Consider the following 25,479-nt stretch of genomic DNA (forward strand, 5'->3'; position numbering starts at 1 on the left):
TCCACCTTGAAAGGGCTACTAATAAGACTTACGCATTGACAAGCCAACTAAATATGAACTGTGGTTTTTAGGCATTCAAGCTTGATTTTTAACTCTATTTCAAAGTGGCTATGGTTTTTACTAGCCTACGCTACTGATGAAGGATGATTGAAATACTCCTAAAGCTAGTTGTTTTTGTGAATCCACACGCTCATTAAGTTATATAGTGCCTAAGACTTAGATGATTAGATAAATGCTACATAAAAACAAGTCAAAGGGGGAATCTTCAAATAAAAACTCCTCACCCTCAAGGGTGACATTACAGAATGTCGAAACGTCAACATTTGGCTAATTTTTGTGCTATAAAACAGCGCTAACTGCAAGAGAACTTAATTTACTCGAAAAATCGATTTAGTAGGAAAAAATTATGGCAAATATCATTGGAATCAAGGGGAATGATACCCTAGTGGGCACTAACAGCGCAGATACGATTGATGGTAATGGTAACGACTCAGTTGATCAGGACAACGATAGTCTGACTGGTGGCGGTGGCAACGATAAATTTGTCTACAACTTAAACTATTACTCTAATAGCAACACCGATACTATTAGTGATTTCGGTGGCGTAGGTAAAGGCATAACTCCCTCAGCAGCAGTCATTGCCGAAGTGGATACCATCCAATTTCAAGGGTATAATTTTACTCCCCAAAATCTGCTGCTTACCCAGAACGGCAGCAATCTGGAAATCACCTTTGAAGGGGAGGCTGTTACAAAAGTCATCCTTCAAAACTTCAAATTAGAAAACCTGGATAATCTGTCAGCAATTTCTTCACGACCTGCTATTGGCAATATCCTGTTTAATGGACAAACCAGTATCACCGACAGTTTTGATGTGTTTGATGCCAACTCCACTCAGACTAACCTGTTCAATAAGAACACAGTGACATTCCTCAATGACCTTGACAACAACATTACAGGTTTAGACAACTCAAATGATGTAGTGAATGGTCAGGCGGGTAATGACAAAATGGATGGTTTGAGTGGTAACGACCTGCTGCGCGGTGGTACAGGCAATGATACTCTCATTGGTGATGAAGGGGATGACTCCCTCAACGGTGGTGAAGGGAATGACTCCCTCAACGGTGGTGAAGGAAATGACGCCCTTAACGGTGGTGAAGGGGATGACCTGTTGTCAGGTGATGCGGGCAATGACACCCTTCTTGGTGGTACGGACAATGATACCCTTCTTGGTGGTACTGGTGACGATCGCTTGGATGTTGGTTCTTCAAATGTTGATTTTTTTGTAGGAGGCGACCAGTTGCTGTCTGGGGATGATGGCAACGATACTCTCTCTGCCTCAGGCTACGAAAGCCGCAACGGGAACAACAATTACTCCTCTGGTAACAACACCCTCAACGGTGGCGCTGGTGAAGATTACTTGATTGTTAACTTTTCAAAAGCCAATAACCTGCTGAATGGTGATGACGGCAACGATACGTTCTTCAAGAACTACAGTGGTAATGATACGATAGATGGAGGTACTGGTGATGATTTGCTGTCTTATGACACCAGTGACGGTTCCTACGGTATTACCGAGGGAATCACTTCGACTTTTAATACTAATACTAACATTGGCTCAATTACGCTAGGCACGAACCGGGTTAGCTACAAAAATATCGAACGATTAGATATCAAAGGTACATCCTACGATGACTTGATTGTGGGGAGCAACGGTAATGATACGCTTGGCGGATTATACAATAGTGGCAATGATACTGTAGATGGAGGAATAGGTGACGATTTGTTGATCGTCAATGACGAAATTGCTACCGAGGGAATTACAACGACATTCGATTCCACTACTAATATTGGAACAATTACGGCAGGCACGACACTGGTTAGTTACAAAGATATCGAACGATTAAACATCACAGGTGGATTCTATGATGACAATATTGTGGGGAACAATGGGAACGATACGCTCGATCCGGGCAGGGGTGGCAATGATACGGTAGATGGGGGAACAGGTGACGATTTGTTGAAGTTTTTGACCTATGCTAGCGAGGGAATCACTTCGACATTCAATGCTACTACTAATACTGGCTCAATTACGGCGGGCACGAGTGGGGTTAGCTACAAAAATATCGAACGATTAGATATCACAGATACAAGCTACGATGACTTGATTGTGGGGAGCAATGGCAATGATACGATCTCCACGTCCGGGAATGGCAATGATACGATAGATGGGGGCAGTGGTGACGATTTGTTGTCCTATACCCCCAATAGTAGCGAGGGAATAACTTCAGCTTTCGATGTTACCACTAATACTGGCTTAATTACGACAGGCAGTGATCGGATTAGCTACAAGAATATCGAACGATTACAAATCGCAGGTACAAACGGCAATGACAATATTGTGGGGAGCAATGGCAAGGATACGATAATAGGAAACTATACTTTCTATGTCGGGTACCGTGAACTTTCTAGCGTTGAGGTTATTCGTGGCAATGACACAATAGATGGGGGCGAAGGTGACGATTTGTTGATTGTCAATAACAGTGGTGATTCCGAGGGCAAGGGAATCACTTCGACGTTCAATGATATCGCTAACACTGGCTCAATTACGGCTGGCACGAATCAGGTTAGCTACAAGAATATCGAACTATTAGAGATCACAGGTACACAATACGATGACTTCATTGTGGGGGGTAATAGAAATGATACTCTCAACGGTGGTGATGGCAATGATACCCTCATAGGTGGCAACGGTAATGATAGCCTAATTGGAGGATCTGGTACTGATACCTTTGCTTTCAATAGTTTCAATGAAGGCATTGATGGAATTTATGACTTCAACGCGACTGATGAACTCATTCAGGTATCGGCTGCTGGTTTTGGTGGCGGGTTATCAATCGGTTCACTTCAGACAAGTCAATTTAGCATCGGAGCATCTGCAACCACTAGCACTGAGCGATTTATTTACAACGATGTTACAGGTGGATTGTTCTTTGACCAAGATGGCAGTGCGATCGCCTTTACTCAAGTACAATTTGGACAACTTTCGAGTGGGTTGTCACTAACCAAAAACAATTTTGTGGTTGTTTAATTGTGATTAGCGCTTTATCACTCTAAGCAGAGAAAATAGGAAATGGTCAGATTGCGAGGTGTTTAAAATAGCAACTCGCATCCGATTTATCAGTGCAATTATAGCCAGCGATCGCGCGTGGAGTTCTTTCCTAGAAATAGTTTGTAAACAATATTGGTACTCCCATACTAAAAACCTTTGAGTGCAAACAACTACACAAACCTCATTGGCTGGCTTTAAAATAAAATCTTCTTGGCGGCTCGTGATTTCACCACTATCATCAGTGTGAACGCGGTTAACACAAATCGGCAGTTTTGTGTTTTACATAAATTATTTGACGACATAGGCATTCTTTAGGCAAGCAGCAAATGCCGATAAATACTAAGTCCACTTGAAGAGATAGGATCTATGTACAAAAAAATAATTTTAGGAGTAAACCTCTGTCTTTACAAGCTATCACCGTTAAGAGAGATTCTCAACCCCCCGCAGGCTTAATTGTCACCTTGCATGGTTGGGGTGCTAATGCTGAGGATGTAGCATCTTTGTTACCCTTGCTCAACTTACCCAATTACCAATTTGTATTACCCAACGCACCTTATCCTTATCCCTATTCTCCAGTAGGGAGGGCATGGTATGACCTGCGGGTGGAGAATATGTATCAAGGATTGGCAGAAAGTCGGCAACTGCTAATAGATTTTTTGCAATCTTTAGAAAGTACCACTGGCGTACCTTTATCACGCACCATTTTAAGTGGATTTTCTCAAGGCGGGGCAATGACTTTAGATGTCGGCTCAAAATTGCCCCTAGCAGGTTTAGTTGTCATGAGTGGGTATTTACATCCTGATGCAGTAACGGCAGATCAAAAAGGGATTCCGCCGACTTTAATCTGCCACGGGAGATATGATGAAGTTGTGCCCCTACAAGCTGCTTTGAAGGCACAAGAAACCCTCAAGTCTCTAAAAGTGGCGGTAGAATACCACGAATTTGACATGGGGCATGAAATAAATCCACAAACCTTAGAGGTGCTACGAAATTTTGTTGTAAATACAATTCCTTAGTCAGGATTACGAATTTTTTATAAATTCTGGTACAAATTCTGACAATTTTCACGAAATTAATGACTTCTAATGAGTAATATATATTGGGTGGCTGCGTTCAACGCAACTTAACCCATGCTGAAGGCGAGTGCTGCATAAGGGAGGGGCGAGCATTATGACAACTCTAAGCATTTCCAGGAAAGAAATTGCTGCCATGACTGTGGCAGAAGTAGAAGAACTGGCTACACGTCTGGAGCTAGATAATTATAGTAATGCTTTTGAGGGTTTAAATGATTGGCATTTATTGCGAGCGATCGCATTTCAGCGCCCAGAGTTAGTTGAACCCTATATCTACCTCTTAGACTTGGAACCTTACGATGAAGCGTAGTTGAGAGTTAGGAGTTAGAAGAGACGCGATTAATCGCGTCTGTACAGGAGTTAGGAGTTGAAAATTAATATTCGTAACTACTTACTTCTAAGTTACTACTTACTCCTAACTTTTTATCATGCCTAATCCAAAGTTGAACAAGGTTCTAATTGCTGTAGGTGGCGGTATCGCCGCCTACAAAATTTGTGCATTAGTTTCGACGCTGTTTAAAACTGGGGTGGAAGTCCGAGTTATCCTCACGGGTTCGGCGCAAGAATTTATCACACCTCTGACAATAGCCACCCTATCTCGTCATCCCGCCTACACAGATGATGATTTTTGGCAACCAACTCACTCTCGCCCGTTGCATATTGAGTTGGGTGAATGGGCAGATGTCATGGTAATTGCCCCCTTAACAGCTAATACATTAGCAAAGTTAGCCTACGGGATGGCGGATAATTTACTCACAAATACCGTGCTGGCTTCTACTTGTCCGGTGCTGTTAGCACCCGCAATGAATACGGATATGTGGGAACAGCTATCGGTGCAGCGAAATTGGCAACAGGTATTGATCGATAACCGATATCATGGAATGAATACAGCATCAGGATTATTAGCGTGCGATCGCGTCGGTGCTGGTAGATTAGCAGAACCTCCAGAAATTTTGGCTCACATCCAATCGTTATTACACACTCAAGGTAAACGAGATTTGGTAGGTAAACGAGTGTTAATTAGCGCTGGGGGAACGCGAGAGTATCTTGACCCAGTTAGATTTATTGGTAATCCTTCCACAGGTAAAATGGGATTAGCTTTAGCACAAGCGGCACTTCACCGAGGGGCAAGTGTCACTCTAGTACATGGCCCAGCTAATTGGGATGTACCATTAGGAGTGCAAGCAATTCCTGTTATTAGTGCCGAGCAAATGCAGCAAGCCATGCTGCAATATTTACCCAACGCTGATGTAATTGTGATGTCAGCAGCCGTTGCAGATGTGAAGCCACGAGATTATAGTACAGAGAAATTACCCAAGCGATCGCTCCCCCAAGCCTTACCCTTGGAATCAGTACCCGATATAGTCGCCCAATTAGCAAAACTTAAACAGCCGCATCAAATATTGATTGGTTTTGCAGCGCAAAGTGGAGATATTGTCAAGCCAGCATTGGGAAAATTACAGAGTAAAAAACTCGATGCTATTGTTGCCAATCCCATCGATCAACCTGATAGTGGTTTTGGGAGTGATAATAATCAAGCGATATTTTTAGATAATCAAGGACGGCAAGTAGCGATCGCACCTTGTTCTAAATTAGAAATGGCCCATAATTTATTTGATTTTGTCATCAATTGATTAGGTATTGGGTAGGGACATGGCATTGCCGTAACCGTACAAGGAAACTACTACTTTGAATTGGGTATAACCCGTATGCTCTATGGCTTCAAGTCACTTTCCTAGATTTTACAATATAAGTAAGACATAAAAATAACGCTTCAATTATATGAAAATACTCTCATCAGAACTAGTCCATTTGGGATTTGGCAAATATGTGCGTTCTGACCAAGTAACAGCAGTTATACCAATAGAAGAGGAGCGAGGCCCAGGGCGACGAACCTTTGTTCACGTTCAAGGACAAAACGATCCAATTATTGCCTCTCGTGCTGAAGATACCATCGTGCGTGATTTGGTACAAGAACCACACGAAGTTACCCAAGCTCGTCAGCAGCAGGAAATTCTTCAAGATTTATTGGTTAATTTAGCTAATGTTAATTCGACTGTGCGTCGAATTAACCGTGATGAAGGCAGTTTGGATCTTGATTTGTTAGAACGACGAATTAAGCAAGTCCTTGAAAATTAATTGTAGAAGTCAGCAAACTAAATAACGGAGAAAGATATTGCTGAATACCATTACAGACCAAGTTTCAGTATCAGATACACAAACAAGATCACCAAGGTTGTGGATACCTGAACGGGTACTGTTTACACCTGCTGCCCTAGATGAGGATTGGGGGCAGCAGATTCTTAAACGTGTGCAGTCACTCAACTTACCAATAGAAGAACTATCACAGAACCGCCTGAAGGGACTGCGCGGTGAATCTGAGCGGGATACTTACAACATCGCCAAGCGTACCTTAGCGGTGGTTACTGCACCACCCAGCTCTTTTAAACTCAGTCCCATCCCACCCTCTGCGGATTGGCAGTTTCACCTTGCCGAAGGTTGTCCTGCTCACTGTCAATACTGCTACCTAGCGGGTAGCTTGTCTGGCCCACCTGTAATTCGCGCTTTTGCCAATTTACCGCAGATATTAGAGAACTTAGCTAACTACGAGCAACAGGGAAAAACCACAAGTTATGAAGTTAGCTGTTATACAGATCCATTGGGTATTGAGCATTTAACTGGAAGTCTTGCTGAATGTATCCGCTACTTTGGTACTCGTAGCAATGCACATCTACGTTGGGTATCCAAGTTTGATGCTGTGGATGGATTACTCGATTTACCACACAATGGGCATACTCGTTGTCGGATGAGTGTTAATGCCGCACCGATTTCTGGCAAGTTTGAAGGTGGCACAGCATCCGTAGCATCCAGACTGAATGCATTACGACGGTTGGCGCTACCACAAGAGCATGGCGGTGGCGGTTATCCAGTAGGCTTGGTTATCGCGCCAATTATGCCAATAGACGATTGGCAAATGCACTATAGTCATTTGTTTGACCAGATAAACGAAGCACTGGATTTTGATTGTAACCTTACCTTTGAGTTAATCTCCCATCGGTTCACACCTGGGTCAAAAGAAGTGTTACAAACTTGGTATCCGCAATCCAAATTAGAGATGGATGAAGCAAAACGTAGCGTCAAGCGTAATAAGTTTGGTGGGACGAAGTATGTTTACGAGAAAGACACAATGAAGGCGTTGCGTAGCTTTTTTGAGAGTGAGATTAGTAGGCGCTTTCCAAATGCTGAAATTCTTTATTGGACTTAGAAGACTACTTTGTTCAAAATGTATTTGAGCAAATTAATTATTGGGCAAGAGAGTGATTGATATATGATGCGATCGCTCTCTTTTCAGGTTTTCAAAAGCTGGTGCGTTAGACTAAAGCCCTAACACATCCTACAAACGATTTATTTTATAAATGGTGTCTTACCTTTAAAATCTAGTTTGTCTACTGCACCAAGACGAAATCTGCTATAAATCGAGCTATTACAAGTTCGACTTGCACGATGCCAAGGTTGAACTACGCCCACGCAAAGCGGGATAATTTGGGCAGATTACAGGCGGCGTTATACATTAATAAGTGTATCTGCAATACCGGACTTGTTCTGGCTTAGTCTCAATAGCAAAGGTTTGGAGATGTTTACTTTATCAGAAACTTCTATCCTGGCGGCAATCCTACTGGTAGCTTTAGGCATTTTGGGCTGGGGCTTTTATCGCGCCAGACCTTTTGGTAAACTGGGAATCTTAGCCTGGTTACAGTCGGTGGTGTTGATGACTCCCTGGCTCCTGTTTTTTGGATTGTTTGCCGCAGGGATTTACATCAATATAGCGGGTATATTGTTCTTAGTGGTAACTTCTGCCGGATTGTACGTCTACTTGGGCAGACAGTTACGCGCAGCTGGGCAAGATGCCATCCTCAAGCAACGTGCCACAGAAAGACTCGCTGCGGCTTCCTTGCTTGAAGCAAATTCCCCACAACCAAAAGTAGCAGAACTGAAACCGGAGATCCCACCGATACCAGAAGAAGACTTGAATGCAGTTAAAGGTATTTTCGGTATCGATACGTTTTTTGCTACAGAAACGATCGCTTACCAAGATGGAGCCATTTTCAAAGGTAATTTGCGGGGAGAACCAGAAGAGACTCACAATCGTCTAACTGCAAGTTTACAGCAACGCCTTGGCGATCAATATCGCCTGTTTTTAGTGGAAAATACAGACGGCAAACCAGTGGTAATCGTCCTACCCAGCCGCAATGATCCCCGGCCGATGTTGCGATCGCAAAAAGCTTTTGCAGGTATTCTGTTGATAGCGACCATTGCCACAAGTTTAGAAGCTGCGGGATTACTGCTGAATTTTGATTTCTTTGGCAATCCTGGGCGGTTTCAAGAAGCTTTGCCCATAGGCGCTGGGATATTTGCGATTTTAGTAGCTCACGAAATCGGTCATTGGTTACTTGCTCGGCGTCACCAAATCCGCCTTAGCTGGCCTTTCTTTCTGCCAGCTGTGCAAATTGGTTCCTTTGGTGCAATTACCCGCTTTGAATCTCTATTGCCCAACCGCAAGGTATTATTTGATATCGCCTTGGCAGGGCCAGCCGCAGGTGGTATTGTCTCTTTGTTAATGCTGGTGACGGGCTTGGTGCTTTCCCGCCCAGGTAGTTTATTTCAATTGCCAAATCAGTTTTTCCAAGGGTCGATTTTGGTAGGAAGTTTGGCGCGAGTTGTCCTTGGTTCGGCGTTGCAGTCGTCGTTGGTAAGTGTTCATCCCTTAGTGATAATTGGTTGGCTGGGGTTAGTAATTAACGCTTTGAACTTAATGCCAGCCGGACAACTCGATGGTGGGCGCATTGTTCAGGCGATTTATGGACGCAAAACCGCAGGACGAGCAACAGTAGCAACTTTAATTTTACTAGCGCTAGTGTCTCTCGGTAATACTCTTGCCATGTATTGGGCGATCGTGATTTTCTTCTTGCAACGGGATCAAGAACGCCCCAGCTTGAATGAAGTCACTGAACCCGATGATGCTAGAGCCGCTTTGGGGCTTTTGGCTCTATTCTTGATGATTACCACCCTTCTACCCCTAACTCCCGGTTTGGCTGGGCGTTTGGGAATAGGATAGTGTTTATGGAGCCTACACCCAAACAAGCAATATCCGCAATTCGGGTGTGCGCCCAACTTACCAGAGTTTATAAAGGAATAGACCTTGTAAGATTAGACGAGCGCACCAGAAATGTTTATATCTTGGCAAATAATTCAATCGAAGCTGAGGTAACACCAACTGGAGAAATTCTTTGGTTATGACAAAACCTAACTTTCAACAAATGCCTTTAGAGCAGCTAAGAACTTATATTTTGGAGCATCGCAACGACGATGAAGCATTCCATATCTACATCGACAGGAGACGTGCCCAATCTCCAAAACAGATACCCATGACAATTGAGGAAGCGGAGGCTGATTTACAGAGACGGTTTGGACAGCAAGCTAGTTAAAAGACCATGACAGATTTTTAAGTGATTGTCGGTGAACCTTCACTGAAATTAAGCGTTTCACCGACAGCTTATGAGGAAAATTAACTAAATGGTTTCCAACCTGCTAGCAAATTCGGGTAAGCCGTAGGTGTGGGGAAAATTTTCTGGAAGGCAGTTTGACGCTCTTGAGGCTTTTCTTTGCTCATGTTCCAGAGGGTTTCATAGAAAAAGAAAGAGACTCCAGCGAAATTGCGATCGCGTACTTTTTGCACTTGTGTCTGAATCTGCTGCATCGGCACAGATCGGTTTTTCAACCCAGCCAAAATGCCCACACTCACTGGAATATGGCTTTTTGCTGCTTTCACTTCTGGATACTCTAATTCGCTGATAAAAACATTCAAGTCATCACGATATATCTGCAAAACTAAGTCTTCAATAATTCCCATCCGTTCCCACTTCTGCCAGTCTGCTAAAAAGAAATCGTAGGACAAACGTTGAGGATTAGGAGCAACAGAAACCAGGCAATTTTTTTTAGTAGCTTTAATGGCTGTAAATACCCGCTTCATAAACTCGGTGATTTTGTTAGCTCTCCAGCGCACCCATTCTGGATCTTTAAAGTTTTTGGAGGGAGCTTTACCACGATGTTCTTTTTTGTAAAGTGCCACTGTATAGGCATCGTACCCTAATTCTGATGGTAAGCCAAAATGGTCATCAAATTGAATACCATCGATATTGTAGTTTCTAACAATTTCAACGATTAAATCTTGGATAAACTGTTGTACTTCTGGGCGAAAGGGATTTAGCCAAACGCGATTATGTGTCCCTTCTTTGACAATGCGAGTTCCATCACTGCGACTGGTGAGCCATTGGGGACGATTTTTAGCTAATAGAGAATCTGCTGGTGCCATGAAGCCAAATTCAAACCAGGGAATCACTGTTAACCTTTTTTGATGTCCCACATCGACAATTTCTTTGAGGATATCTCGCCCTTTGAGTCCTGGCGTGGGATCGAGCGATCGCCCAATAACTTTTTGGGCAACTTTGCTAGGATATAATGTATATCCCCAATTCCAAACCGCCGGATATATGGTGTTAAAATTGAGTTCGTCAAGGCGTTGCAAAGATCCCTTAAGGCGATCGCGCTCAAATAACACATCACTATCAATATTTGTTAACCACACTCCCCTTAACTCAGATGCTGGCGTTCGCGGCAGATTAATTTGAGCGTTCAAAGGGAACGATAGCATCACCGTAGCAACTACACTCAAGATACCTATAACGGCAAACAAAAGAGACTTTCTGCTTTGGCGAATATTCAACCAAGAAGCATCAACACACCACTTGACAAACCTTTTCATCATTTAGTTACATACATGATCAAATTATGAGCAATCAACATGAATAGCGATCGTTATCGATTGTAAGCGCTTACAATCGATAACGATCGCTGAGGTTTATGGGAACTCCAAAAAATAAATTATCCAATTTTTGGAATCAAAACGATTTTTCCTCCTCTGCCCTAAAAGCGTACCCAAAGGGTACGCAAGCTACGCATAGCGTCCCGCAGGGATGGAATATTTTTTTATTTGTCAGTCCCTTATTATTGGGCGCTGGCTATGAGATCATTCCAGGCTTTGACTGCTGCTTGTAAATTCTTTGGCAGGTTATTTCGAGAAATATCGTTGTACTCAACCGTACCCTCTTGACTGGTAAGAGTGTAGCCGATATAGTCAGCAGCACCGCTAGGAGCTGGGTAACTCAGATTTTTGAATTTACTAAATTTAAAACGTTCTAGCGATCGCACAAATTGTTGCACCCGTTGCACAGAAACGCGGCGAACACTACGCTCAGAATCATTAGCATCACCAATCCGCACCCGAATTAGTTGTCCATCTTTGAGTAAGACAGTCTCGTAAGTTCTGCCAGTAATACCACCACTGGAAATTTGCCGAAATACTACATATTGATCTAATGGTGGTGGTAACTGGCTGACTGGAATTTTCACAGGGGCCACTGGAATTGAGCTAGCCTTTTCATTCAGCCTGAGTGCGGAACCTGTTTGATTGGTATGATAAACCAAGGTTTGTTCACCAATGCCTACAACCACGCGCCAACCTGGTACCAAAGCTTCGGTACAGAATTCATCAGCATTAGCTAATTCTAAACAGCCATTTTTCCAAGTTTGCTGTTGAAACTCAATGATTCTTAGCTGAGAAATTGGCTGTTGCAAACGTTTGGAAGCGGCTTGCAAAACAGCATTTTTTACAGATGTGGGTAATTTATTTTGCAGATTGTTTGCCAAAGGTAAATCTAGCGATCGCCCATTGTTATGGTCTAAATCTTGCAGTGCCGCGTCAGCTACTGGAAGTGGCAAGCGGTTTGGTTTAATATTGTCTTTGAAAACTTCATTGCTTGTTTCTAGCGATAACTTTGCAGTAACGCCCATAGCACTTTTGATAAAGGTTAAACTGCTATGAACAGACAAAATTCCAGTCAAAATCAAAACAGTTAAAATTCGCGCTTGATTTGGGTTAAAGTAGTCTTTCAGCATTAATTTCATAGTAAGATTTAGTGAAGAGTTATAGAACTCATAAATAGTATCCAGCCAATAATATATAGTAAAGTATACAATTCCCAAACTTTACAAGTTGGAATTAATTTAGTACCTGTCTTCTAAAACAGATATAAAGACAGACGCTGATGTAGTAATTGTTTGTTCCTTATAGCGATTCTCATTTGAATAAGGGACACAGCACTCCCCTGTGCCTACGAGTATCTGTGTTCATCTGTGGTTAATTATTCTTTCTGTAGCTTACCCATGCGGGAAGCGTTATATAGGACTCATATTTGATTTTTGAACAAAACTCAGTACACCTTTATTCCTTCTTCCCAGTCCCCAGTCCCCAGTAAAGAGTCCCTTACCTCTACGAGTGATTCAGAAATCAAAGACGCTCGATAGCGCAGCATTAGCGACGCAGGAGCGTCTGACTCGCTACCGCTTCGCTATCGGATTGCTATTAGGACTTACGCACTGTACAAAAGAGCTATCTTGTGTATTAACGTAAATACGTTGTTCCAGGCTTTTGGAGGTTGCTTTTGATTGCTGGCGATCGCCAAAATATGATTGAAAAACCTAGATAGAAGCCTTGAAAACTCTACCTGTCATTTTTGCTTTTATGTCAATGCGTAAGTCCTAGCTATACAGCAGATTGTAAACTTGGTGAGGTACAGATAATCGTAAATGGGCACAACATTTTGTGACCCTACCCGTGTACTTCATTTACCTAAAATACTCTTGATACAAATTTTGGATAAAAATACACTTAATCAACACGCCCTATAGCCTTACGTCAATCAAGTAAGAACTCAGAAGCTCAGGCTTCACTAGATGAGAAGTTACTTGGAAAAGATAACCCACACCTCTAGCTGATAAAATAGGTTGCGAGAAAAGCTTGCAATACTTTCTGGCTCACCTTCGTAAGCGAGAGTTCAATAAAAGTAATTATTAGATAAAGAATGCGACAGAACCGTAGCGGAGGTTTTGCTCGGCTCAAACTTACCCTATACAAGATTTTGCAAGTACTCTCAATCAATATTAAGCGCTAATCGCTTGTTGTTCAGCTTCAACTAACTGATTTTGAGGTACATCAAATCTAATAGTACTAGCTGCCCAGTCTTTTAAATCGGGTGCTAGCCAAACTAGCTTACGCAGAATTTCATCATTGATCCACAATACCAACGGAAACTGGAACTCTTTCCGAAACTGATTTCGCATAATGTTGGTACTGATGATTAGTTGGTTAATTTCTATTACAGATTCTAAACCCCGTACCATCAAAGCTTCGAGTTGAGTAGCACCAATCGCAGTTGTAATAGCTGTATACAATGTGTCTGTTGCAGGTGAAAGCAGGATTTCGTGGATATCTGCTGATGAAAATTCTGTTAACACATTCAGCACTTGCTGCTGCCTTTCAACACTGTTACAACAAGCTAATATCAGTGAGAACTCGTCACTAGAAACCATTATCGACCTTGCCAGCCTTTTAGTGGCTGCTGTGCTGTTAGCTGTGCCGTTTTCCGAATTACTTAAGCTGATCATTAAAAAATCCTGCTTTTAATTTTAAAAATGTCTGAGCAATATTCAGTTATTTTACTCTATGAATTTTTATTCAAAAATGTTAAATGGGCAATTTGGATGAGGTTTTTATTCTAATACCAAGCATAATACTACGCATTACCTAAGGAAAAAGTATATTCTATATCATTCCACACATACAATTACAGTTGAATTATCACTGTATTTTTCTAAATTTTGGCACCTACCAATCATTAAGTAATTGTTTTGCAATATAAAGTAAAAAAAATGCTCGGTATTTAGTTTAGGAATAAAGATTGAGAAGTGGGAGAAAACTGAACTGGCAACTGGTTTATTGCTGCCTAAGGTAAGCTTTTTCTCTTGCCAAACCATTTCGGGGCGGGTGTAGAGTGTGGAGTAGTGAAATGAAATCAGGCCAAGATGCGAAAATCTTCTTCCATAAAAATTAACTCATCCGTTTGATAGAACTATAAATTGAAGATGTCGCCTCGTTAGTCAGAGGTCACGGAATTGTTACCTTTCTAAGATCAGTTCAGAACATCTAAAAATTTAACAAGTCATGCATTAAAACAAATTTGGAGGGAAAATGCAACATGATGAGTTTATTGGCCAGGCGCAAAATCGCGCTCGTTTCAATACCGTTTGATTAAAAAATTTCTTGGTAGAGGCAGGCAGTTAAGTAGCTTCTCTAGGAGATGTTGCACCAATGCTCCAATTAAAAATTATTAATTAAAAATTGCCAGACGCTCTAGGATGAGCTACTGCTTCTCGACCAGGCGCTACCCGAACCCTATCATTGTGGGCTGCTGAACCCAAAATTAATTAAAAAAAGTCAAGGGCGAATGCATGTAAATATTTAATCTTTTGTAAACTAATCAGGAGTGCCACACCATGCGATTCAAAGATCGGAGGTTTGCGGGTCAAGTTTTGGCTAAAGAGTTAGCCGCTTATACTAACCGCCCAGATGTTCTGGTATTAGGGCTACCAAGGGGTGGTGTACCTGTTGCCTTTGAGATTGCCAAAGCATTAAATGCTCCTCTAGATGTTTTTGTGGTACGTAAATTGGGTGTACCCGATCAAGAAGAACTAGCTATGGGAGCGATCGCTTCTGGTGGTGTGCGGATAGTCAATGAATATATAATCAGCCTGGTGAAGATATCCGATGAAGTAATTGCTAGGGTGGCAGTGCAAGAAGAACGGGAGTTAGAGCGGCGAGAACGGCTTTATCGTTCAAATCGTCCCTTACCAAATTTACAAGGACGCACGGTCATTTTAGTAGATGATGGTTTAGCCACGGGTGCAACTATGTGGGCTGCTGTTGTGGCTGTGCGAAAGCAGCAACCCGCTCAGATTGTGATTGCTGTACCTGTCGGTGCACCCGAAACTTGCCATAAGTTAGAAGCTAAGGTAGATAAAATTGTTTGTATTTTGACACCTAGCCATTTCCAAAGCGTTGGTCTTTGGTACGAAAACTTTCCCCAAACTACGGATGAAGAAGTCTGCGACTTACTCGCAAAAGGGACAGAGGGTACTTCTTGCTGGGGAGAGAACCCCATCCATACATATTGAGAAATTCTTCGAGAGTGAGAAACGAAGGAGTTGCTGTAGTCATCGCCATGAGTTCAGTATCATTCCCACTCTGCCACAACTTTATCGTTTATATTTTCTGCTGAGATAAATCCATTAAATTTGCCAGTTTGTAAACTACCCGCGCTCCGACATTACCATCCCACTCACCATTACCGACTTCGCAGATATCAAAGCCAATAATTTTTCTCCCACTATTAACTAATTCCCGGAATAGACAAAATGTTTGCTCTAATTCCAACCCACCTGGAACAGGAGTACCTGTACTCGGACAAAGTTTGGGATCTAGACCATCTGCATCAAAGCTAATATAAACAGACTCAGGTAAATGACTGATAATTTCTCGGCATAAATCAATCCAAGTTGTTCCAGAGTAAAGCTTTTGTTTAATGGCTGGGTCGTAATATGCAATAATGCGACTATCAGATTGGTCAATCATTTGCACTTCATCATGACTAATATCACGCAAAGCCACCTGCACTAGCTTGGAAATTTGCGGTATTTTCATCGCATTAAACATAATAGACGCATGAGAAAATTCAAATCCCTCATACGCATCACGTAAATCTGCGTGGGCATCAATGTGCAAAATGCCATAGTTTGCGTACTTAGCCGCTAATGCTTGGAAATAACCTAACGGCGAACTATGATCCCCACCAATGACTGCAACTCGCTTACCATTATTAATTGCTTGCTGGCAATTTTCAAACAGCCATTGATTTACCTGTTGACAAACTTGATTAATTTCTCTGAGGACAGGTGTTAAATCTGGTGTATCTGAGAGTTCTTTACCTTGGGCTAATCGTTCAATAATTTTTGCTGCCAAGGCGCGGTAATATGTATTCTTCTCTAAAATATCTTGGGGAATTTCCACCATGAAAATTCCCTGCTTCCAACCATCAGGGTTATCAAAATCGAACAAATCTAGTTGAGTTGAAGCATCGAGAATTCGCTGTGGGCCGTTAGCAGTGCCAGCGCCATAAGAAACAGTGACTTCCCACGGCACACCAAAGACAATCAGGTTTGCAGACTCATAATCGCAGGGCAAACCTAAGAGGTTGCCATTTACTTCACCTATGCCGCTAGGATTGTAGTCTTGTAATTGATTACTCATCGATTATCTTCTGGATTTACGTGGATAGACAGCACGCCGCCTAGTGGACATCTGCATTGTAATAAAAATTTTTCCCAGACGGTAAGCTACAGCGCCTTTATTACTTGGTCAAAATTGCGGCGATACACCTGTTGTCCGTACTCCTGCCACTCATTGTCTGATGAGTGGGGCGATCGCTTTAATGTTGCTTGTTGGACGTATGCCATCAGTGGGCGACGAAGACACTCATATTTCTCAAAGGCTTTGGCTATAGCTTGGAGATTATCCCAGTTATTCTCCTCAGCAATTTTAGCAATGAGTGTTGTAACTATTAGCGCATCTTCAAATCCTTGATTAGCTCCTTGAGCCATAAAGGGAGGCATTCCATGTGCTGCATCGCCAACTAATACGATTCGCCCTACACTCCAGGCTGGTGGAATTTTAGCAGGATTAGCTTCAGTATTGAGGTCAGTTGGGTTAGAAACTTGTAGAGAATCTGAAATGGTAGCAGGGTGAACGTAGTATGGACGCTGCTGCATGTTGGCAGGAGGAGATATACGCACTAATTGCTTGAGCGAATCAGGAAAGTCTGCTTTCTCCAATTCCTGCAAAGCTAAGTCAATTAAAGAACTTTCAGACTTTCCTTGCAACGAGTCTAAAGGCAAAGCAAGATGTATTACGTACCCAAGTTCACCAGTTGGTCTGCGAAATAACATAATCCTGATGTTATTTATAAAAACAGAATTTCCAGATATTTCATCATTAGTGATTGTTATAACTGGTGAATCTTCAAATAAATCTTCTAGTTCCGTCTTTAGTTCCTTTGCTATCTCAGCTATTTTCCTACAAAATATAGCTGCAAATCCAGAGTATTCAGGTCGCGCAAAATCATGATATTGAGTATCTGTGTAAAGCAGCCTACGAACTGTTGAATTAATCCCATCTGCTGCAACAACTAGTTTAGCTCTAATCGATTTTGTTTCTAATTATTGGGGGGTAATATCTGAGTTTTGCAGCTGTATATCATTATTTTTCTGCCCCTCTGCCCAATACGCGTAGGGGTTGGTTTCTATTCGTGTGTCACCTACACAATCTATGCGAATACAACCTTTTTCCGGCTCATTCACAACATTAATACAACGATGATTAGCTTTAACTCGGTCTTGTGGAAGTAGCTGTCTAAGGGTTGTCTGCAAATTGTACCAAGAAATTGACACTCGACCCTCGCCATATTCTTTAAACCAGTCATCAAAACTAAGCGAAATTGAATTAATTATCTTTCCCTGTAAATTTTTATAAACCCATTGGGGTGAAGCCTTTGCAGGTTATTGCTTTTGAGCAGATTCGACAGTTTCCTGGTCATTAGACTGCTTGGGATTCAATAAATCCAGTCCAGTTTTTTTGACTTCTTCGTAAGCGTTAGGATCTAAGTATTTGAGAGCTTGTAATCCATTGGGGAGAAGATCCACTGTTTGTCCAACTTGACGAAAGGCGCGAGTTTGATCGATTACAAGGACATTTTCAATACCACGTTTACGTAAGCCAATGGCAGTTGCTAACCCAATAGGGCCAGCGCCAACTATTACAACATCGTAGATTTCTTGAGGATTAGAAGAAGAGATAACAGATGCGGCTAAGGTATCAGCTTTGGTTGATGTGTTTGTATGTGTATGAGGACTTGATTTAGTTTCCGGCATATTTTTTATATACAATAATCTGGGATAGAAGCTGGGCAATATGGAAAGCTATAACCCTCAATTTACATAGGATCACACAACAATATTAAAATCAAATATAAAAAGTTAGATATTTTGCCGTTGTTGAATGCGATCGCAGCCCGTATAAATGAGTAAAACTAGGCTATGGATGAGTGTCAAAAATAATTTCATTTTTTGGCAATCACCTTAAAGCACGTTAAACTACTAAGAAGTTAAACTACTAACAAATTCAAGTTAAGGATGGATTTATATGCGCTTACCAATTGCAATTACTGCCATTTTAGTCGCGTCTTTGGGTTTGAGTACACCTGTAATATCTCAACCTCCTATACAGGTAGCTCAAAAGCCAGCGTCTAATAGTTTCGCTTTAGAACAATTTAAGACTAATTCCCGATTATGGAGACATAAAAATATCTCTAACTATCGCTATGAATTTACTAGAAGTTGCTTCTGTTTTCCCAAAGCCACAGAACCAGTGATTATTGAAGTACGTAATGGAGTCACGGCTTCCATTACTTATAAATATGCTAAAAAACCAGTAGATACAGCATTATTTGAAAAATATAATACAATTCCTAAACTCTTTAATACCATTAGAAATGCACTCATTCAAAGAGCAGATAACTTGACTGTACAATATAACCCGATACTTGGCTACCCTACTCAAATTAACATTGATTATGATAAGCAAAGAACTGATGATGAAATATTCTTTACAATTAGTAATCTGCAACAGATCAAGTAAATATAACTAACGAAAGCATTCATATAATAGAAAATTCCTGGCTTGTCGAAAAAGGCTAGTTCAGCCATTTTCTATCTAAAAGTTGGGGCAGTAAAATCAAAAATATCGAAATATAACAACCTGCCCCTTCATTTAATACCAATTTAATGTGAAGCTGCACTAAATGAGTAACTCTCTATCAATGCCTCCCCGCAAGCGGGGAACTTGGGGCCCCCTCTGGGGATTAGGGGCAGGGAGACAAAGCATAGCCTTGGCGGGGTGGGGTTCTTCGGGTTTAGTAATCACCCGAATTTGATATAAATTCTATTTAACACTGTAAATCCAGGTTGTCATCAACAAACAGAGTTGTGAAGTTTTCTTAGTGTGGATTTATTGGATTGTCAAAAACAGTGTCATCGCTTTATGTATGAACCCTCATGAAGTACTTCAAAATTGCTAATTGTAGTAAATACTCCAGCATCGGCAGCTAGATTACCGATATTAATTTGGGTTGGATAACCAAGCTGTGGATTGTACACTACAGTTAGCTCAGATTCTCCACTATTGATCGTATTCAGAATCAAATTAAAAAGCTTAGGAACTGTACTATATTGTTGTAATTGTTGTAAGACCTGTGGATTCACTCGCTTACCAGTTTGAGCATTCGTGATAGATTTTGTGATGCCGTTACGTACTTCAATGATTACTGGCCCTCTGAAATCGGGAAGACAAAAACAATTATTGCTAAGTTTGTAGCGATAGTTGTTAATTTTTTTTTGATTCCACAATTGGCGATTAATTCTTAGCTGTGTTAAGTTCGAGTTAGTAATTTCTGCTTTTGCTCCATGCGTAGGAGGCACAGACATTACTGGAGCATTCAAACTCAAAGATGCTACTAAGATTGCACTAATAGCAATAGGTAAGCGCATATCAATCCTTTGTTAACTAACGTTGAGTTATAGTTTCAGTGTGACTAAATAGGATTCCAGAGAGTTGAAATCACTTTTATAAGTTGACACAGTTTATACAGAGAATCCCTAAGCGCTCGTAACAGCAGGAATATTCTCTACTATAAACTGAAAAAAATTCCACACAACCTTACAGTACTATTCACCTCAAATTTTGTGTTTTATGCAAAAAACGAATAATTTTAAAATTGGCATTATAAAACTTAAAAGCCAGTATCAGGTAAACCCCAAGACCCTAGCTACATAGGAGTTTCAGGAAATTAAATATTTACTTATGTAGTAATGATAATCATTTTAAGGCGGAAGTTAGAGACGGATACAGTCGAAGATAAACTTATTTATATTTTCTGGAAAGAGTTAATTTATTTATTTTATCATTACATCAGTTTTTACAATTATCTAGTAAGAATAGCTATACCCATGTAGTAATTGCTCTACTAAGAGTAACTACTTATAAAACGCTGTTAGAAATTGAAATTCTATGAGAAAAATTATTGTTGGGGTGATGGGGCCTGGAAAAAATGCGACAGCAAATGATTTACAAAATGCTTATACACTAGGTCAACTTATTGCCAAACAAGGATGGATTTTACTCACAGGTGGTAGAAATGTCGGTGTAATGGATACAGTAAGTAAAGGTGCAAAATCTGCTAAGGGTTTAACTATTGGTATTCTTCCCAGCGATAATCAAGATAGTATTTCCTCTTCAGTAGATATTGCTATTTTCACAGACATGGGAAATGCTAGAAATAATATTAATGTTCTCACTAGTGATGTGGTAATTGCCTGCGGTATGGGTGCAGGAACTGCTTCAGAAATTGCCTTAGCTTTGAAAGGAAATAAGCAAGTAATTTTGTTGACTAATGATGAAGAAAGTAAGATTTTCTTCAAAAAGCTATCACCAGAAAATGTTTATATTGTGGAGAGTGTGGATCAGGCGATCGCTACTGCCAAAACAATTTTATACTAATTCGTAATTTGTAATGTTTAAGTCCCACAAGCCAGATAATCTCCGATTATATCCATACCACCTACCACAAAGCGATCGCTACTTAGAAGTAGTTTTGTCTGTGCCGACCACCAAGGCGATCGCTAGCTTCCAATAGCGTAACATCGTATCCTTTAGTTTTTAATAGTCGTGCAGCACTTAACCCAGTAAAGCCTGCTCCAATGACTATCACTCGACCTTGACCAGAACCCGCATTGTAACCTGAAATATGAGCATTTGGGCTATCGGGAAGCATAGCTTTAATTTACTCGCTATATCTAGTTGACACTAAATTTACACTATGGCTGTTTAACCCGGTTTAAAATTTTATAAAATTCAAAAAATTTCCTATACTCAGCTTGACGTGAAGAAACACACAAGTCTAATAATGTTTTAGTTTTGGCAGCATCTGCGCGTACTATAAGACAAAAAGTTCTCCCAAATAAACTTTGAAAAGCCTCAAAGCTATACTCAGGGTTACTTACAGCCATTTTCGTATTTATTTATTTATAGCGTATTCTTACTCTGCTTGGGTTCTCAACTACTATTAACACTCAACTAACTGGCGATCAGCCTTTTACCCTTGACTAGACTTTGTTTCTAACTCCCGACAAAATGAGCGAACCGGGAATATTATGTGCTGTTATAACTTGCACCATACTATGTGGTCTATTTGTTTAAAGATTTAATGTATAAATGACTTAGAATTATATTTTTTTTGCTAAGAATATCCCTTATGTAACATTTCAAAAAATTTACACGAAAATAGGCATAAACATATTTAAACTTTAAGTTAATCGGTGTAAGCTAAGTAGGTATGCACAAATAAACCTAACTATGTAACGAAATATAAAAAGCTTGAAGCTCTTGTGATTGCTTGGCTTTGCTGCGTACCCTGTGGGAACGCCAGGACATATAACATAGTTATAAATTTTTCCGCCTACTTAATTATGTAAATATGTTTCTCGCATAACCATTTTAACCACTCGCACTAATTCCGTTGTAGGAGGTGTAATAAATTTAACGTACTTGTTTACATAGATGTTTAAAGAGACTAAACATGACTGTAAAAAGATTGAGTTTAGTAGCTTCTAAGCAAAGCAAGCAATATTGTTGGTTGAAGTGAGATTTTTATTGACTATTAAAATCTCAAAAAAGCATGATGTGCTTTATAGTTTTTCTCGCCTTTTGACTGTAGCCTGCCCAAAGCCAGCTTTTTAATATTGGAGGTTACGGGCTGTAAACTGAAGCATCCCCTACTCAATTGATTTTAATACCTTGCTTGGCAAAGCTCTAGACGCTTTGCTTCAAAATTCTTTTTCAACCTCTTGCTAAAAGCACGAATTTTGTGGCGTCCGAAGACACCTCAAGGGTTGATGCTTTACGAACATTAAGGCTTGGTTAGGCAAACGTCTAGCCAAACAATACAGCATTCACATTAGTGATTGTCAAATAAAAACACTTTTTTATCAAAAAAACTCTTTTCTTCTAGGAAGCTTAGAGTTTCTTCGCAGAATAAAAAAGTATCAACGAATACTTAATGTTAATTTTTTCAATTTAGACCAATAGCTAAATTTCGTCTTGGAGATTAGAAAATGCCACCCGTGCTTTCTGAGGAACATGTAGGCGAAAGGCTCTTGTACACCTTGGGTGCAAAGCTTTCAGAAAAAGAATTACAAAACTTTTTGGCAACAATGGAAATTGTGGAGCCACCACTAGCAAAGCAGTTCTGGCAATCTGCACAGACGAATCCTGGTATCTACATTATCCTTACAGGTAAAGTCCGACTGTTGGATAGCTCTGAGAATTTAATCACTACCTTTGGTGCATGGTCTGTTTTCGGCGAATTGACTCTTTTTCCCGAAGCTGACTTTAGTCCTTATGTAGTCAGAGCTTCGACAAGCTTAAAACTGGGCTATTTCAGGCAAGACGCATTGCAAACATTGATAGATAAATATCCTAATATTCGCGATCGCCTTTTTGCCCGCGCAGAACTTTGGGATTTGCTGTTGTTATGTCGCCAAACCTCACAATTACCGTGCCATACTTCACTTGTACCAGGGATGCTCAAAGCTTTATCTCTCTTTGAGCGACAGCATTTAGAAACTGGCTCTCTAACTACGCAAGTATCCCAAGATTCTGAGTTATGGCTATTGTACAGAGGTCAACTGCGGCATTCTGAAGGTCATTTTTTGACACCAGGTACAATCTTTGCCCAACCAAAACAAGGTGATTGGCACGTAACTCAACCAACAATTGCTTACATTCTGAAAAACGACCATAAGCAAACAGCACTAGAATACTTCCCGGAGTTGGGGAATTGGGGAGTGGGGAGTGGGGAGTGGAGAGTGGAGAGTAGGGTAAAAACTTCCCAATCTCCAAAATCCAAAATCATTCCTTTTCCCCAACGAGATCAGCAGTCACAACAACAACCAAAAAAAGCACGTTTTTACTTTCCCAGTCCGAAAGTGCAAGTAGGGCATTGGTGGAGACATCTCACTAAGAGCTATCCCTTTTATGCCCAACAAAGTGCTGCCGATTGTGGCTCTGCTTGCTTGGTGATGATTGGTAACTATTGGGGGAAGCATTTTAGTATCAATCGCCTGCGGGATATGACCAACGTCAACCGTAGTGGTGCATCTCTAAAGGCTATGGCAACAGCAGCAGAAAACCTGGGTTTTGCTACCCGTCCGGTGAAAGCCACTCTTGATAAATTAGCAGAACAACCTTTACCTGCAATCGTCCATTGGGAAGGCAAACACTTTATCGTTGTCTATGAAATCACCAAAAAGCGGGTGATTGTATGTGATCCTGCTCTTGGTCAACGCAGCCTGACAAAAGCTGAATTTCAAGCAGGTTGGAGTGGTTATGCATTGTTACTGCAACCTACAGCTTTATTAGAAAATACTAAAAACGAAAGTACAAGCTTCTGGAAATTTTTTGAGTTAATCAAACCTCACTATCGGACATTATTAGAAATCTTTGCAGCTTCGGTATTAATCCAATTATTTGGACTGGTAACGCCAGTATTCACTCAATTGTTGCTCGATAGAGTACTTGTGCAACGTAGCGTTACAACCTTAAACGCTATTGGTTTGGGGATGATTATTTTTGGATTATTTGGTGTCGCTGTCAATGCTCTACGGCAATATCTTCTATTTCATACTGCTAACCGCGTTAGTATCTCCCTACTCGTAGGTTTTATCAAACATACCTTCCGCTTGCCCCTTTCTTATTTCGAGTCGCGTTACGTTGGGGATATAGTCTCACGCATCCAAGAAAACCAGAAAATTCAGCAATTCCTCACTGGTGAGACACTCTCCATTTTGCTGGATATGCTGACATTGGTGGTTTATCTGTCCTTGATGTTCTCCTATAGCTGGCGCATGTCATTATTCGTGCTGTGTACAGTACCGCCATTTTTTATCTTGGCGCTAGCGAGCACAAATATTTTGCGCCGTATCTCTAGAGAAATTTTTAATGCAGGCGCTAAAGAACAAAGCTATCTCATAGAATCCCTTAGCGGAATTCGTACCGTTCGCTCATTGTCAATTGAACAGACTGTGCGCTGGCGTTGGGAGGAACTGCTGAATGATTTGGTCAAAAAAGCCTTTAATGCTCAAATAATTGGTAATCAACTGCAAATTATCAGTGGCGTCATCCAAACTTTTGTAAATACTGCATTGCTGTGGTATGGAGCGACCCAGGTAATTAATGGCGAACTGACGATTGGACAATTAGTTGCTTTCAATATGTTGGTGGGTAACGTCTTGAGTCCTTTCCAACGGCTATCTATGCTGTGGAATCAATTGCAAGAAATTGTGATTTCCACCGAACGCATAAATGATGTGTTGGAGGCGGAACCAGAAGAAGACTTAGAAACTAAACCCCGGAAGGCGTTGGGTAAGCTGCGCGGTCACATTAGCTTTCATAATGTCACCTTTCGCTATCACTCAGAAACCGAGACTAATGTCTTAGAAAATCTTAACTTTGAAATCCAGCCGGAACAGATGGTTGCAGTGGTGGGGCGCAGTGGTTCTGGAAAAACAACCCTCAGCAAGTTGATTTTAGGTTTATACCCACCGACAGATGGCAAAGTACTCATTGATGGTTGCGATATTACTAGTGTTTCCTTGCGATCGCTCCGTTCTCAAATCGGTGTTGTAGACCAAGATACTTTTCTCTTTGGTGGGACTATTCGGGAAAACATTGCGATCGCTCATCCAAATGCCTCTTTGGAAGAAATTACCCAAGCAGCAAAATACGCCGGAGCCGATGAATTTATTCAAAAACTACCGATGGGTTACGAATCAGAAATTGGTGAAGGCGGCGGTATGCTTTCTGGTGGACAACGCCAACGCCTAGCGATCGCTCGTGCTTTGCTCGGAAATCCTCGGTTATTACTGTTTGATGAAGCCACCAGCCACCTAGATTCTGAATCAGAACGAATTATTCAAAACAACCTCAAAACAATTCTTCAAGGACGCACAAGTGTAATCATTGCCCATCGCCTTTCTACAGTCCGCAACGCTGACTTGATTCTGGTTTTAGATCAAGGCATTTTGGTAGAAAGCGGTACTCACGACGAATTAATCACTAAAAAAGGTCATTATTACTACCTGAATCAACAACAGCTGGCTCAAGTCAGTTGAGATTGG

22 protein-coding genes are annotated in these 25,479 nt (G+C 41.1%); 13 read left to right on the forward strand and 9 right to left on the reverse strand.

From position 1 onward, the window contains the following. Positions 1 to 406 precede the first annotated feature (406 nt). From LC608_RS08790 to LC608_RS08830, 9 genes are all read left to right on the forward strand, one after another. On the forward strand, positions 407 to 3,088 hold the full coding sequence (locus tag LC608_RS08790; protein ID WP_267871015.1) for a calcium-binding protein: 2,682 nt from the start codon (positions 407 to 409) through the stop codon (positions 3,086 to 3,088). A 434-nt stretch (positions 3,089 to 3,522) separates the two neighbouring features. After that, positions 3,523 to 4,125: an alpha/beta hydrolase gene (locus LC608_RS08795; RefSeq protein WP_229553250.1), complete on the forward strand. Its 603-nt coding sequence runs from the start codon at positions 3,523 to 3,525 to the stop codon at positions 4,123 to 4,125. A 154-nt stretch (positions 4,126 to 4,279) separates the two neighbouring features. Further along, the gene (locus LC608_RS08800; protein WP_100897932.1) at positions 4,280 to 4,492 is read left to right on the forward strand and encodes a DUF2555 domain-containing protein; all 213 of its coding nucleotides are present in this window, start codon (positions 4,280 to 4,282) and stop codon (positions 4,490 to 4,492) included. Between the two features lie 118 nt (positions 4,493 to 4,610). Beyond that, positions 4,611 to 5,816 carry a bifunctional phosphopantothenoylcysteine decarboxylase/phosphopantothenate--cysteine ligase CoaBC gene (gene coaBC, locus LC608_RS08805; protein ID WP_229553162.1) on the forward strand — a complete coding sequence of 402 codons (1,206 nt, stop codon included), beginning with the start codon at positions 4,611 to 4,613 and terminating at the stop codon, positions 5,814 to 5,816. A 148-nt stretch (positions 5,817 to 5,964) separates the two neighbouring features. Further along, positions 5,965 to 6,321: a hypothetical protein gene (locus LC608_RS08810; RefSeq protein WP_229553163.1), complete on the forward strand. Its 357-nt coding sequence runs from the start codon at positions 5,965 to 5,967 to the stop codon at positions 6,319 to 6,321. A gap of 103 nt (positions 6,322 to 6,424) precedes the next feature. Continuing rightward, a complete protein-coding gene (locus LC608_RS08815; RefSeq protein ID WP_229553251.1) occupies positions 6,425 to 7,447 on the forward strand; it encodes a spore photoproduct lyase family protein in 1,023 nt (340 codons plus the stop codon). Positions 7,448 to 7,816: 369 nt separating this feature from the next. After that, a complete protein-coding gene (locus LC608_RS08820) occupies positions 7,817 to 9,298 on the forward strand; it encodes a site-2 protease family protein (RefSeq protein WP_229553164.1) in 1,482 nt (493 codons plus the stop codon). Between the two features lie 5 nt (positions 9,299 to 9,303). Further along, positions 9,304 to 9,480: a hypothetical protein gene (locus LC608_RS08825; protein ID WP_229553165.1), complete on the forward strand. Its 177-nt coding sequence runs from the start codon at positions 9,304 to 9,306 to the stop codon at positions 9,478 to 9,480. Next, the gene (locus LC608_RS08830) at positions 9,477 to 9,668 is read left to right on the forward strand and encodes a hypothetical protein (protein ID WP_229553166.1); all 192 of its coding nucleotides are present in this window, start codon (positions 9,477 to 9,479) and stop codon (positions 9,666 to 9,668) included. The genes LC608_RS08825 and LC608_RS08830 overlap by 4 nt, the downstream gene beginning before the upstream one ends. Before the next feature lie 80 nt (positions 9,669 to 9,748). On the opposite strand, the gene LC608_RS08835 is transcribed toward LC608_RS08830, so the two are convergent. From LC608_RS08835 to LC608_RS08845, 3 genes are all read right to left on the reverse strand, one after another. Beyond that, complete coding sequence (locus tag LC608_RS08835; protein WP_229553252.1) at positions 9,749 to 11,005, reverse strand: glycoside hydrolase family 10 protein; 1,257 nt, start codon at positions 11,003 to 11,005, stop codon at positions 9,749 to 9,751. A gap of 242 nt (positions 11,006 to 11,247) precedes the next feature. Then, positions 11,248 to 12,207 carry a hypothetical protein gene (locus LC608_RS08840; RefSeq protein WP_229553167.1) on the reverse strand — a complete coding sequence of 320 codons (960 nt, stop codon included), beginning with the start codon at positions 12,205 to 12,207 and terminating at the stop codon, positions 11,248 to 11,250. Positions 12,208 to 13,242: 1,035 nt separating this feature from the next. Continuing rightward, positions 13,243 to 13,746: a hypothetical protein gene (locus LC608_RS08845; RefSeq protein ID WP_229553168.1), complete on the reverse strand. Its 504-nt coding sequence runs from the start codon at positions 13,744 to 13,746 to the stop codon at positions 13,243 to 13,245. An 888-nt stretch (positions 13,747 to 14,634) separates the two neighbouring features. Here LC608_RS08845 and LC608_RS08850 point away from each other — a divergent pair. After that, positions 14,635 to 15,312 (forward strand): phosphoribosyltransferase, encoded by a 678-nt coding sequence (locus LC608_RS08850; protein ID WP_229553169.1) that lies wholly within the window; start codon positions 14,635 to 14,637, stop codon positions 15,310 to 15,312. An 88-nt stretch (positions 15,313 to 15,400) separates the two neighbouring features. On the opposite strand, the gene speB is transcribed toward LC608_RS08850, so the two are convergent. The 4 genes from speB to LC608_RS37230 form a co-directional block, all read right to left on the reverse strand. Further along, the gene (speB, locus tag LC608_RS08855; protein ID WP_229553170.1) at positions 15,401 to 16,444 is read right to left on the reverse strand and encodes an agmatinase SpeB; all 1,044 of its coding nucleotides are present in this window, start codon (positions 16,442 to 16,444) and stop codon (positions 15,401 to 15,403) included. 86 nt (positions 16,445 to 16,530) lie between these two features. Then, the gene (locus LC608_RS37220; protein ID WP_308189846.1) at positions 16,531 to 17,139 is read right to left on the reverse strand and encodes an FAD-dependent monooxygenase; all 609 of its coding nucleotides are present in this window, start codon (positions 17,137 to 17,139) and stop codon (positions 16,531 to 16,533) included. Positions 17,140 to 17,409: 270 nt separating this feature from the next. Further along, positions 17,410 to 17,640, reverse strand: a complete 231-nt coding sequence (locus LC608_RS37225) for a hypothetical protein (protein ID WP_308189847.1) — start codon at positions 17,638 to 17,640, stop codon at positions 17,410 to 17,412. A 108-nt stretch (positions 17,641 to 17,748) separates the two neighbouring features. Continuing rightward, the gene (locus tag LC608_RS37230; RefSeq protein WP_308189848.1) at positions 17,749 to 18,120 is read right to left on the reverse strand and encodes an FAD-dependent oxidoreductase; all 372 of its coding nucleotides are present in this window, start codon (positions 18,118 to 18,120) and stop codon (positions 17,749 to 17,751) included. A 271-nt stretch (positions 18,121 to 18,391) separates the two neighbouring features. On the opposite strand from LC608_RS37230, the gene LC608_RS08865 reads away from it, so the two are divergent. Then, complete coding sequence (locus LC608_RS08865) at positions 18,392 to 18,886, forward strand: DUF6174 domain-containing protein (RefSeq protein WP_229553171.1); 495 nt, start codon at positions 18,392 to 18,394, stop codon at positions 18,884 to 18,886. Between the two features lie 392 nt (positions 18,887 to 19,278). Here the strand turns inward: LC608_RS08865 and LC608_RS08870 are convergent, their stop codons facing one another. After that, the gene (locus tag LC608_RS08870) at positions 19,279 to 19,794 is read right to left on the reverse strand and encodes a DUF6174 domain-containing protein (protein WP_229553172.1); all 516 of its coding nucleotides are present in this window, start codon (positions 19,792 to 19,794) and stop codon (positions 19,279 to 19,281) included. Positions 19,795 to 20,314: 520 nt separating this feature from the next. On the opposite strand from LC608_RS08870, the gene LC608_RS08875 reads away from it, so the two are divergent. Further along, complete coding sequence (locus LC608_RS08875) at positions 20,315 to 20,803, forward strand: TIGR00725 family protein (protein ID WP_229553173.1); 489 nt, start codon at positions 20,315 to 20,317, stop codon at positions 20,801 to 20,803. An 82-nt stretch (positions 20,804 to 20,885) separates the two neighbouring features. On the opposite strand, the gene LC608_RS08880 is transcribed toward LC608_RS08875, so the two are convergent. Continuing rightward, positions 20,886 to 21,077, reverse strand: coding sequence for an FAD-dependent oxidoreductase (locus tag LC608_RS08880; protein WP_308189849.1), 192 nt, complete (start codon positions 21,075 to 21,077; stop codon positions 20,886 to 20,888). 1,339 nt (positions 21,078 to 22,416) lie between these two features. Here LC608_RS08880 and LC608_RS08885 point away from each other — a divergent pair. Beyond that, complete coding sequence (locus LC608_RS08885) at positions 22,417 to 25,473, forward strand: peptidase domain-containing ABC transporter (RefSeq protein WP_229553174.1); 3,057 nt, start codon at positions 22,417 to 22,419, stop codon at positions 25,471 to 25,473. Positions 25,474 to 25,479 lie beyond the last annotated feature (6 nt).

Origin of the sequence: Nostoc sp. XA010 (genome assembly GCF_020829625.1) — a bacterium.
Taxonomy (GTDB): Bacteria; Cyanobacteriota; Cyanobacteriia; order Cyanobacteriales; family Nostocaceae; genus Nostoc.